The organism is Xylanivirga thermophila, from assembly GCF_004138105.1.
Classification (GTDB): Bacteria; Bacillota; Clostridia; order Caldicoprobacterales; family Xylanivirgaceae; genus Xylanivirga; species Xylanivirga thermophila.
In genome coordinates, this window is sequence record NZ_RXHQ01000004.1 from 14,130 (window position 1) to 26,785 (window position 12,656).

General features: G+C 34.6%; 12 protein-coding genes. 1 reads left to right on the top strand and 11 read right to left on the bottom strand.

Going from position 1 to position 12,656, the window contains the following annotated elements:
• The first annotated feature begins 138 nt into the window (after positions 1–138).
• Entirely contained in the window at positions 139–243 is a 105-nt protein-coding gene (locus tag EJN67_RS14515; RefSeq protein ID WP_394347506.1) for a hypothetical protein, read from the top strand.
• A gap of 41 nt (positions 244–284) precedes the next feature.
• Here EJN67_RS14515 and EJN67_RS03280 read toward each other — a convergent pair whose 3' ends face one another.
• The 11 genes from EJN67_RS03280 to EJN67_RS03330 all read right to left on the bottom strand — a co-directional run bounded on the left by EJN67_RS03280 (position 285) and on the right by EJN67_RS03330 (position 12,651).
• A complete protein-coding gene (locus tag EJN67_RS03280) occupies positions 285–1,415 on the bottom strand; it encodes a Ger(x)C family spore germination protein (RefSeq protein WP_165000703.1) in 1,131 nt (376 codons plus the stop codon).
• Between the two features lie 26 nt (positions 1,416–1,441).
• On the bottom strand, positions 1,442–2,530 hold the full coding sequence (locus tag EJN67_RS03285; RefSeq protein WP_129722336.1) for a GerAB/ArcD/ProY family transporter: 1,089 nt from the start codon (positions 2,528–2,530) through the stop codon (positions 1,442–1,444).
• Between the two features lie 26 nt (positions 2,531–2,556).
• Positions 2,557–4,119 (bottom strand): spore germination protein, encoded by a 1,563-nt coding sequence (locus EJN67_RS03290; protein WP_129722728.1) that lies wholly within the window; start codon positions 4,117–4,119, stop codon positions 2,557–2,559.
• A 143-nt stretch (positions 4,120–4,262) separates the two neighbouring features.
• Positions 4,263–4,871 (bottom strand): hypothetical protein, encoded by a 609-nt coding sequence (locus tag EJN67_RS03295; RefSeq protein WP_129722339.1) that lies wholly within the window; start codon positions 4,869–4,871, stop codon positions 4,263–4,265.
• 140 nt (positions 4,872–5,011) lie between these two features.
• On the bottom strand, positions 5,012–6,205 hold the full coding sequence (locus EJN67_RS03300) for a pyridoxal phosphate-dependent aminotransferase (protein WP_129722341.1): 1,194 nt from the start codon (positions 6,203–6,205) through the stop codon (positions 5,012–5,014).
• 95 nt (positions 6,206–6,300) lie between these two features.
• Entirely contained in the window at positions 6,301–7,128 is an 828-nt protein-coding gene (locus EJN67_RS03305) for a PHP domain-containing protein (protein WP_129722345.1), read from the bottom strand.
• 1 nt (position 7,129) lies between these two features.
• On the bottom strand, positions 7,130–8,095 hold the full coding sequence (locus EJN67_RS03310) for a dipeptidase (protein WP_129722349.1): 966 nt from the start codon (positions 8,093–8,095) through the stop codon (positions 7,130–7,132).
• A 64-nt stretch (positions 8,096–8,159) separates the two neighbouring features.
• Positions 8,160–8,420 carry a stage V sporulation protein S gene (locus EJN67_RS03315; protein ID WP_129722352.1) on the bottom strand — a complete coding sequence of 87 codons (261 nt, stop codon included), beginning with the start codon at positions 8,418–8,420 and terminating at the stop codon, positions 8,160–8,162.
• 134 nt (positions 8,421–8,554) lie between these two features.
• Entirely contained in the window at positions 8,555–10,087 is a 1,533-nt protein-coding gene (gene rny / locus EJN67_RS03320) for a ribonuclease Y (protein ID WP_129722731.1), read from the bottom strand.
• A gap of 199 nt (positions 10,088–10,286) precedes the next feature.
• On the bottom strand, positions 10,287–11,309 hold the full coding sequence (recA, locus tag EJN67_RS03325) for a recombinase RecA (protein WP_129722355.1): 1,023 nt from the start codon (positions 11,307–11,309) through the stop codon (positions 10,287–10,289).
• Positions 11,310–11,415: 106 nt separating this feature from the next.
• Positions 11,416–12,651: a competence/damage-inducible protein A gene (locus EJN67_RS03330; protein WP_129722358.1), complete on the bottom strand. Its 1,236-nt coding sequence runs from the start codon at positions 12,649–12,651 to the stop codon at positions 11,416–11,418.
• Between the last annotated feature and the right edge of the window lie 5 nt (positions 12,652–12,656).

Below are 12,656 nucleotides of genomic sequence, written 5' to 3' on the forward strand. Positions count from 1 at the left end.
AATATTATTATATAATTTTTTAGGAGGTTACATATGAAAAGCATTCTTGCTACGTTACCTAGCATATTTACTTCTTTAGCCATTATAATTTCTGTTCTTATTTCCGGGATTATCCTTAAATTCATTATATATCCCAGTATGGATGAAACAAAATTTAGGACAGAAAAAAATATATCCCTTTCTATGGGATGGATATATATAATTTTATCTATTCTGCTTTTTTTTCTGTCTTTTGTGATATAAATAAAGCAGACAATATTTTCATTATATACTGGTCCTAAATATCATTTTATAAGACCAATTCTTCTCACTTTTGCATGTACTTTTATATTCAATTCTATAGAATTACGATATATTTCATCCCAGCGTGGTTTTATTTGATCCCATGCTTCCGGATAGTAATTTGCTACTTTATGATCCAGCTCAAATATATCAGCTTGGTATTTATCATGAATATTATTAAATACCCTCATACATATGTTTTTGACCTCCTTTTCGGTCTGCCTTTCTACTTCATGCATAAATTTTTGATCAAATGATGAAAAATGCACTCCTTCAATGGCAGCTATATCCTCTTCTATGTCTATCGTTATATCAAAATATATTTTATCATCTTTTATAGCAGGTATTGTTTTAGTTTTACTGGACATTATTTGAACAGATACCTGGCCTGCATTTTTATTAAACATAGGTAAATTTAGATTGCCTGAGACTTTTTCATTTCTTAGCATTTTTATAGCTATAATATCCCGTGGTTCCAACCAGCCTATCAAATTTCCCTTTTTAAATATTCCTGCACCTTCTACAGATAATTTTCCATTTGTATTTGCTACCATTGCCATGGCAAAATCAGATGTACGTAGTATATTCTCTTCTAATAAAGCCATATTCAAAAATGAAGTTATGTTTATGCTGTTTTTACTACCATATTTGACGATACTCGCTAAATATTGGGATGTACTTTTTGTAGTCTTAGGCTTAAATTCCATTATTTTTTTGGCAGCACCTTTACTTACTAATAGTTGAGTTAACCTACGGGACTGGGGATTTCTAAAGAAAAAATCAATATGATTTGCTATACCTGCTCTAGATAATTCTTCCCCTAGTATTACTATTTGCATATGTTCGTAGTTTGGCCGCCTATCTATATAGGATATCAGCCTTTGTTCTGCATCTTTTAGATTTTTGGCGTTTATACTAAGATTTATTGTTGATTCTTCTCCATTAGCACCACCGCCACCCTCACTTCCTCCCTGCATAGCATCAGGTAATGCTATCTGATAGGTTACTACTATATTATCAGCATTCTTTGGATCTGCATCCAATGCAATACCCAATATAAATGCATTCTTTTCTATCTCTATATTATCCCAGCATCCTGTTGTTACAAAAATACATATAAAAAAAATAAGCATAAAGATCGTTACTCTTCTAAACATTTTTATCTTTCCTTTTTATGTGTTAATATGGATATTAAAAGTAATAATACTATCGTTATATTAATAGCTATACCGATAAAACCTACATATTTTAAAAATTGCCCTATTTGGTATGCATTCTGGGGTAAAAGTCCTATAAATATGATAATAGGGAATAAGACTATGACAAATGGCTTGTAGTTTATAAGACCCAACCATCGCGTAATTGATAATGTGGCCATATAATAAAAACAAGACAGGGTAATAAAAGAACCTATTATCCAAAACACCATGAAAAATATATCAAACCTTTCAGCAAATGCCCCAGGAAATTCTATGTATTTGGTCATTTCAAGTGTTGGATACATAGATAGTGCATTGGAATCTATCCCAAATACACCTACTGAGACTATTACCAATGCACTAAATAATATTATGGGAATAGTTATGCCATACAGACTATACTTCAATACTTTTTCTTGATCAAACATAAATGGATATATAAATAGGATGATTTCATATCCTAAGAAGGCGGGAGCTATATGTGGAATTGACTGGACTATGGATATAATATCATTATTTATAATACTATGAACCCTCTCTGGTGCAAAATTTTTTATTGACAAAAGAATAACTAGGCTTAATACCAATACTACCAACGGTGAAAATGATTCACATACCTTTGCTAGTGAACTTATACCATTTAACACTAAATACATACTTGTAAGCAACATAGTGATCATTATAAACTCTAAGGGGGTATCCTTTAATAATATCCCTTTCACTGCACTTGCAAAGCTACGTAGTATGGTACCACTTGTAAATAAAAAATAAAATATGAAAACTAAACCTAATATCCTACCTAAAAAATTTCCTGCTATTTTAGACCCATACTCTATTATGGTATCATTTGGGAACCTTTTACCTAAAGCAACCATTACTATAAGAAAAACACAAGCAAGTATCCCTGTTGTTATTGTTGCCAGTATAGGATTTTGAGGGGCAATTTGTGACGCTAATCGTGGTAGATGCAAACCTGTAACTCCCAATATGGCAGATGATATTAAAAACGTTATTTCTATATTGGACAATCTGTCAGGCCTCTGTTGCAAAACTTATACCTCCCTAATGCAAAATCTCATTGATCTTGTCTATCCATGTCTACAGGAAGTAGAGATATGGGACGCCTCTTTTCAGTTTGTATAGGTGGTCTTATTAAAAAGTCCTTCATATCTTCGTATCGTATCGGTGCGCGGGGAGTCATATAATCCATACCAAAACTCTTTAAAGTGACCATGTGAATATTTATTGTTAAAAAAGACAGTATAACACCGTATATTCCCGATATAGCTGCAGCGACCATAACAGGAAATCTCAATAGCCTAAGAGTTATGGATACGCTATAGGTAGGAATAGCAAATGATGCTATTGCTGTTATTGCTACTACTATTACCATTATAGGACTTGTTATGCCTGCCCTAACAGAAGCATCTCCTATAATAATACCCCCTACAATGCCTATAGTGGAACCAATTGGTTTGGGGAGACGTGCTCCCGCCTCCCTCAAAAGCTCAAATGTAATCTCCATAAGTGTTGCCTCTATAAACACCGGAAAAGGTACTGTGGCTCTTGTCGCTGCTATAGATATTGCCAGACTAGTAGGAATAAAACCTGGATGAAACGAGGTAACAGCTATATATATACTAGGAGTAAATATAGTTAAGAAGTATGCCACCCAACGCATTACTCGCATAATGGATGAAAACATCCATTTTTCAAAATAATCATCGGGACTTTGGAGAAATTGATAAAAACTTACCGGTACTATAAGTGCATATGGACTATTATCAACTAATATGGCTATTCGACCCTCAACTATATTTGCAATTGTTTTGTCAGGTCTTTCGGTGACCTGTACCTGAGGAAAAGGTGTTATATAACTATCCTGTATAAGTTGTTCTACTTGACCTGCATCTAAAATAGCATCTATATCTATGGAATTTAATCGTCTCTCTACTTCCTCAACAAGTCCTGGATTAACGATGCCTTTTATATATGCATATGCTACATCTGTTTTACTTCTGCGTCCCAACTGTATAGTTTTTATAGTAAAATTGGGATCTTTACATCGTCTTCTAAGCAATGCAGTATTAAATCTTAAAGTCTCAGAAAAACCTTCATGTGAACCCCTTATAACAGTTTCTGCCTGGGGCTCGCTTATCCCGCGAGTAGGCCAACCCCTAGCGCTTACTATGAGTAATTTAGATGATCCATCTATTATTACTGCCACATCACCTGATAAAACTCCCAGTACGCCTTCATCTAAGCTATCTGCCTCCTTTATATCACCAATAGTAACTGCATATGCCTTTATTTCATCAAATGCATTTTTTATATCTATAGTCCTCTGAGTATTGGTCTCCAATATAGATATTTGATAAGTAAGGGATTTTAATATCTGATTGCTAACAGTTGTTTTATCTATAAGACCATCAATATATACAATAGCACATGGAATCCGATTTATCCCTATATAAAATTCTCTAAATACTGCATCAGTACTATCTTCCAAAAACGCCTTAAACTTCTCAAGATTTTCTTGCATATTTGATGATAATATTATATCGACCTTTTCTTCTGCTTTAAGCTGACTTTTTAAATTATTCTTATCTATAGCTTCAGCATTCTTGGGATTTTTCATATTCGACAAAGCAGCCCTCTCCTTAGAAACTCATAAAATGATCTAACACTGTATATGCTGTACAGAAAAAATGAAGTTTATACATAAACTTCATTTTTTACTAGACGAATATAATTTTAAAATTGAAGATCAATAAATTATCTTTATTTTTTTGAGATGCCATCTTTATCTTTTAAGCCATTCAAATAGCTAATCAAATCTGAAGCTTCTTGTTTTGTTAGCAATCTGCTATCTTTTTTATCATATCTTTTTTGTATTATATCGTGCATTTCCTCATCTGTAAGGCCTAATGAGTTATATATGGCAAACAACGCTTTTTTTTGCGGCTCAGTTATAGAGTTGTCTTCTGCCCTATGCACAATTGGGCTATCGACTATACGCTCCCCTTCATCCAATTCTGGAGCAAACTGAGTACCATATCCCAATGAAGCTAGCGCCCTGCCATATGCTTTTGTATATGCCTTTTCTATATAATCCTTAAAATCTTCCCCCGTCTCCGAACCCACCCCTATTTCCACATTACCTTTACTATCGGTTACCTCCAACTCAAAATAAGCAAACCTATTATTAACATCTATTATCTTATCTTTTACTATAGTTTTTGTTCCTTCACTATTTTGTTCTCTAAACCATACCATCCTCCATTTGACTTCTAAATAATCTGAATAAGTGGTCTCCCAACTACTAGTTTTAGGATTTTTTCTCCTTACCGGCAGCTGAGTTATGTGTTCTTCAATATTAAAATTAGGCATAAAAATCACATCCAATATCTTTTAGTACTTAGTATGTGTAGATTTCATTAAAAATTACTATGTTTATTTTCCCATTCTAGAGCATATATATAAAAAAAGCTATATCATTGAAGATATAACTTTTTCAAACGATTATTTGGCTAGTCTAGTTCTTTGACAAAAGCCTCTATTCTATCCATTCCTTTTATAATGTTATCCATCGATGTTGCATATGACAATCTTACCGCACTATCTATACCAAATGCTATACCGGGCACTACTGCAACATTTTGGGCATCCAACAATAGATTGCTAAATGAAGTTGAGCCTGTTATTGTTTTACCTTTATAGTTTTTGCCTATCAACTGACTAACATCAAGCATTATATAAAAAGCACCCTTTGGCATAACGGTAGAAAGCCCAACTATACTATTAATTCTGTTATATATATATTTCCGCCTTTTATCAAACTCCGAAACAGCTTTTTTTACCGATTCCTTTGGCCCTTTCAATGCAGTGATACTTGCATACTGAGCAATAGAGTTTGGATTCGATGTAGAATGACTTTGTATATTTGACATTACAGATATTATATCTTCCCTTCCTGCTACATAACCAATACGCCACCCTGTCATCGCAAAAGATTTTGAAAGCCCATTGACCACCAATGTTTGATCTTTAATTTGTGAATTCAATGATGCAATACTAATATGCTTTGTTCCATCATATAAAATCTCTTCGTATATCTCATCAGATACTACAAAAAATTTATTTTTAACTGCCAAATCAGCAATCATCTTTAATTCATCAATTTTATACACCGATCCCGTGGGATTATTAGGGCTATTTAGTATCATAGCCTTTGTATGGGATGTAATTACAGATGTTAAATCATCATAATTTACTTTAAACTGATCTTCTTTTTTAGTCTCTACAAATACTGGTATTCCTCCAGCCATCTTTACCATTTCGGGATAGCTAAGCCAATATGGAGAAGGAATAATCACCTCATCTCCTGGATTTAAAATAGCTTGAAATATATTATATAAGGCATGTTTCGCCCCATTGCATACTATTATTTGTTTTGAATTATAATCTAGACTATTATCTTTTTTGAATTTATTGCATATTGCTTCCTTAAGTTCTAGTACTCCTGATGCAGGAGTATATCTAGTTTTACCCTCATCCAAAGCTTTTTTTGCCGCATCTATAATGAAAGAGGGGGTGTCAAAGTCAGGTTCCCCTGCACCAAATCCTACAACATCTATCCCATCAGCTTTCATTTTTTTTGCTTTAGAGTCAATTTCTAAAGTGGCTGAAGCTGTTATCTTCATAGCATTTCGTGATAATTCCATAAAAATTCTGCCTCCCAATTATGAAATTTTTTATTATCGATCCATCATTTTTTATTCATTATATCATAGTTCTTTTATTGAGTCCATGATTGTTTTCAATTATTTGAGGCAGCATTTTTCAACTTTTCCACCACACTATATCCCACTTTTATATCTCCTATAATGGGTTTGCCATCTATCAAATCCCCATGGCAATCGCTCCCGCCCGTGACAATAAGACAATTTTTATCTGCTATAGTCTTTAGATACGCAGACTGTCTCGATGTATGTTTGCTATGGTAGACTTCAATACCTTTTATTCCACAATGGATAATATCCTCTATCAATGATTGATTCTTTATAAGTCCAGGATGAGCTAAAACGGGTACGCCACCAGCTTTTTTTATAATTTCTATACCTTGCTTTGGGTTTATATTTTTTCTCGGCACATATGCAGGACAATCATTTCCTATATATATTTCAAATGCCTGGTTAAGATCTTTTACTATCCCCTTATCTACCAACACTCGACCTATATGAGGTCTTGCTATTGCCTTATTCCCTGACTTTTCCATTACTTCTTCTAGAGAAATAGAAATTTTATAGATTTGTCGAAGCTTGTCTATCATTTTTATTGATCTAGAATACCTATCTTCCTTAAGCTCTTCTATTTCCTCTTGAAATTCGATGGAATGGATATCTATATAATATCCAAGCATATGTATTTCATTATCTCCTATTTGAGTACTCAGCTCAATACCTGGTACTATCTCCACACCAAATCCCCTTCCAGCCTCTATTGCCCCTTGTATACCGTCCGTTGTATCATGGTCAGTTACACCTATGGCTACCAGCCCTTTTTGAGCACCCCATTTTACTAATTGGGCGGGAGTAAGTAAGCCATCTGATGCAGTTGTATGATTATGAAGATCTACATATCTCATTCTATTTTTTGGCTCCTTTATTTTCTGTTACCTGTTTAAAAACTCTTAAAAAATTTCCATTGGCTATCTTATTTACATCTTCTTCTTTATAATTTAACCTCAAAAGCATATTTATCACATTATAAAAATTTTCAGGTCCATTTATTCCATCAGGTAACATTTCTATACCGTCAAAATCAGATCCGAACCCTACATAATCTACCCCTACCAATTGAGCAATATACTCTATATGCCTTATAATATCATCTATTGTAGCATGATTATCATTGCTTAAAAAACGTGGATAAAAGTTTATGCCTATCATTCCAGACTTTTGGGCTATAGCTTTTATCTGTTCATCATCTAAGTTCCTAATGTTATTGCATATATGTTTTGCATTCGAATGGCTGGCTACTATTGGATGATTTGAAAGTTCTATTACATCCCAAAAACCAGTTTCCGATATATGGGAAACATCTATTATCATACCTAATAAATTCATTTGATATATAACCTCTCGTCCAAATTGCGAAAGGCCACTTTTAGAATAACGCTCCATAACTCCATCGGCAATCTCATTTCTATCATTCCATGTAAGTGTGAGCATCCTTACGCCCAGTCTATATAATATTCTAATGTTGGATATTTGTCCTTCTAATATATCTCCACCTTCTACGGCCAAAAAGGTGCCTATTTTTTTATCCTTCCATGCATAAGTTATATCGTCGAATGTGAGTATAGGATATAGTATATCTTTATTGCTATTTAAAATGTTATAATATAAATCTATTATGTTTAAACCTCTTTGCAAAGCCGGACCATGAATCCTTTTAGGCCCTACCCATGCAGCAAAAACTTGCACTCCCACATTGCTATCTATAAGTTTTTTTAGACAAATATGATTAGTGTCATCCTCTATATTTGATTTTTTTTCCAGAATATTTGACAGGGTATCACAATGACAATCAATTATTCTAATATTCCCCATTTTGCAACTCCTTTCTATTTTTTCATATTATCATAAAAAAACCTACCTTTTTAGGTAGGCATTTCTATCTGGGTTCTACTATCAACTTTATAGCTGTTCTCTCCTGCCCATCTATAATTATATCAGTAAAGGCAGGAATACATATCAAATCAATACCACTAGGAGCAACAAACCCCCTTGCAATCGCTACTGCTTTAACCGCTTGATTTAGTGCTCCAGCTCCTATAGCTTGTAACTCTGCGGCACCTCTTTCCCTTAATACTCCTGCTAGGGCACCTGCCACAGAATTTGGATTGGATTTAGCTGATACTTTTAATACTTCCATGTTTGATCCCCCTTATACATAATTAATTCATCTTTAATATATATTCTACATTACTGCTAAAAATCCTCTTTTAATAGAAGATTTTTCTATAATTTATATTATATTTTAAAAAAGGTGTGGTTAACACCACACCTTTATCTTGCATATTCAATAGACCTAGTCTCTCTTATTACATTAATTTTTATTTGTCCTGGATATTCCAGCTCTCTTTCAACTCTTTTCACAATTTCTCTGGCCATTAGGATAGCTTGGTCATCGCTTACTTTTTCTGGTTTAACAATAATTCTAAGTTCACGTCCAGCTTGAATAGCAAAAGATTTCTCAACACCTGCGAAGGAGTTTGCAATTTCTTCTAATTTTTCCAACCTTTTTATATATACTTCTAAAGTTTCTCTTCTAGCCCCAGGCCGTGCAGCAGAAATAGCATCAGCAGCTTGAACCAATATAGCTTCTACAGTATTCGGCTCAATATCACCATGATGAGCCATAATAGCATGGACTATATCTGGGCTTTCTTTATACTTTTTGGCCAGTTCAGCACCTAATTGAGTATGTGGTCCTTCAAATTCGTGATCTACTGCTTTACCTATATCATGAAGAAGACCAGCTCTTTTAGCTATTTTCACGTCTGCTCCTAGCTCAGCTGCCATTATACCGGCTAAATTAGCTACCTCAATGGAATGTTGTAATACATTCTGCCCATAGCTAGTTCTATACTTAAGCCTACCTAATAATTTTATTATTTCAGGATGAACACCATTAATACCTAAATCAAATGTAGCTTCTTCACCAGCTTCACGGATTTGGGTTTCTACCTCTTTCCGGGCTTTTCCTACCATCTCTTCAATTCTTGCAGGATGAATACGCCCATCAACTATCAACTTTTCAAGGGCAATTCTCGCAATTTCACGTCGTATAGGATCAAAACCAGACAATATAACAGCCTCAGGCGTATCATCTATAATCAAATCTATTCCTGTTGCCGTTTCTAAAGCTCTAATATTTCTACCTTCACGACCAATAATTCTTCCCTTCATTTCATCATTAGGCAATGAAACTACCGATACCGTCGTTTCAGCAACATGGTCAGCAGCAGATTTCTGTATTGCCAAGGAAATAATTTCTCTAGCCTTTTTTTCTGCTTCTTCCTTTGTTCGACTTTCCATTTCACGAATCTTTATAGCCAATTCATGGGATACCTCTTTTTCAACATTATCCAGCAGTATATCCTTAGCCTCGTCTTTGGTTAATTCAGAAATACGCTCAAGTTCTTCTAACTGCTGCTTGTACAACCCATTGATTTCATCTTGAAGCTTTTGTACTTCTTTCTGTTTTTTAACTATATTATCTTCCTTTGACTCAAGGGAATCAGACTTTCTGTCTAGATTTTCTTCCTTTTGCTGTAAACGACGCTCTATGCGCTGGATCTCGTTCCTACGTTCACGAATTTCCCTATCTAATTCACTTCGCAGTCTATGAACTTCTTCTTTTGCTTCTAGTAACGTTTCCTTTTTTGTAGCTTCAGCCTGCCTATTAGCTTCCTCAACAATTCTTTTAGCAGCCTCTTCTGCACTACAAATTTTACTCTCAGCAATCCGTTTGCGATAATAATATCCAACTAAAACTCCCCCAATGGCTACTACCAGGACAATTCCCGTTAGTAGTATTGGTTCCACTTAATATCATACACCTCCTTCTTTTACAGCTATACATTCAAAACATAACCCAAGTATGATAACTTGGTTGCAGTGTAAATTGCTAGATTTATAAAACCCTTACACCGTGATTGATCGCCTTTTTTTAATGCAAATACCATACCAGTATTTGCATTAATTTTATCGCGTTTTAGATAATATGTCAAGTTAGTTATTCTGCCGTTTCATCATCACTAGATTCGCGCTTTATATTTCCTAAATCAAATTCTTGTCTTATCTTGTTTTCTAATTCGAGAGCCAATTCTGGATTATCTTTTAAATATTGACGGGCATTTTCACGTCCTTGGCCCAAGCGTATATCACCATAGGAATACCATGCACCACTTTTATTTACTATATCCTTAGATGCAGCTAAATCTAATATACTACCTTCTTTAGATATCCCTTCACCATATAATATATCAAATTCTGCCACTTTAAATGGAGGTGCTACTTTATTTTTTACTACCTTAACTCTGGTTCTACTACCTATCATTTCATTACCTTGTTTTAATGTTTCTATTCTTCTCACATCTAGCCTTACAGATGAATAAAATTTTAATGCTCTCCCGCCTGGTGTAGTTTCAGGATTTCCAAACATTACCCCTACTTTTTCTCTTAATTGATTTATAAATATCGCAACTGCACGAGATTTATTTATTGCTCCTGATAGTTTTCTAAGAGCTTGAGACATAAGCCTTGCTTGCAATCCCACATGGGAATCACCCATTTCTCCCTCTAATTCTGCCCTTGGCACCAACGCTGCAACTGAATCGACTACTATAATATCTATTGCTCCACTACGGACCAAAGCCTCAGTAATTTCTAGAGCCTGCTCGCCTGTGTCCGGTTGTGAAACTAATAGGTTGTCTATATCAATACCTAAATTTTTTGAATATACAGGATCCAAGGCATGTTCTGCATCAACAAAGGCTGCATTTCCCCCTAATTTTTGTGCTTCGGCAATAGCATGTAAGGCTACAGTAGTTTTACCCGATGATTCAGGTCCATATATCTCTACTACTCTGCCCCTTGGAAAGCCACCTACTCCCAATGCAATATCAAGGTCCAATGCACCAGTAGGAATAGTATCTACAGTCATATGGGGTGCTTCTCCCAATTTCATAATAGATCCTTTACCAAACTGCTTTTCTATTTGGTTTAGAGCAATTTCTAACGCCTTTTCCTTTTCCATATATACCTTCCTTTCTCGAACATAAGTTCTATGTATATTATATAAAAAATATGAAATATGGTCAAGTAATAGTTAAGTCTTCCCTTGTAAGCTATTCATGTAGAATTTACATGCTTAATAGTGCCTTCCTAAGAAGATCAATAGCAGTATTGGCAGCTAAATTTCTTATTTTGTTTCTGTGACCACTAAATTTGTATTCATGCACTTCAGTTTTATCATGATCTGATACACCTATATATACCAATCCCACTGGTTTTTCTTTGGAACCTCCTCCGGGACCTGCAATACCTGTTACCGATATACCTACATCAGCATCTGATACCTTTAGAACACCTTCCGCCATCTCTTTCGCCGTTTGTTTGCTTACAGCACCATACTGTTTAAGAGTTGCCCTAGATACCCCTAAGCGCTTGATCTTAGCATCATTAGTATAGGTTATGAAACCTTCCAAAAAATTTTCTGATATTCCAGGCACATCAATAAGCTTACTTCCTATTAGTCCCCCTGTACAAGATTCTGCAATCGCTAACTTTTTTTGTTTCTGCTGTAGTAACCTTGCTACAACAGATTGAAGGGTGTCATCATTTGATCCATATATTGCATCGCCAAGTCTTTCATTTATTTTCCGTTCTACAGGCTCTACAAGTTCTAATGGATTTTGATCTTTTCGGCATCTCACCGTTATTCTTAAAGTTACCTGACCCTGACTAGCAAGTGGTGCAATCGTTGGATTAGTCTGATTTACAAGGATATCTTTTATTCTTTCTTCCACTAATGATTCACCTATACCAAAGATACGTAGCACCTTCGAATATATTTTATATTCACTATCTTTTGAAAGATATGGAATAACATAACTATCAAACATTGGTTGTAGTTCATTTGGTGGACCTGGGAGTACTACAAAGGTCTTCCTCGATTTTTCAATTATTGCTCCTGGTGCAGTACCAAAATGATTAGGTAATATGACAGCACCTTTTGGCATCAAAGCCTGTTTTTTATTATTTTCAGTTAAAGGTCTGTTTAATTTTTTGAAATATTTCTTTATAAAATCCCAACTAGTCTGATCCAATTCTAAATCCAACCCTAGGTAATTAGATAATGTTTCTTTAGTCAAGTCATCCATAGTAGGCCCTAGACCACCTGTAGTAATAATTAAATCTGACCTAGCAGATGCCGTAGCCAATGCATTTAATAATCGTTCTTTATTGTCTCCTATCACCGTCTGGTAGTACATGTTTATACCTAATTCAGCCAATTTTTGTGCAATATATTGTGCATCGGTATTAACTATTTGTCCAAGCAAGAGTTCACTTCCTACAGATATTATTTCTGCATTCATAAAAA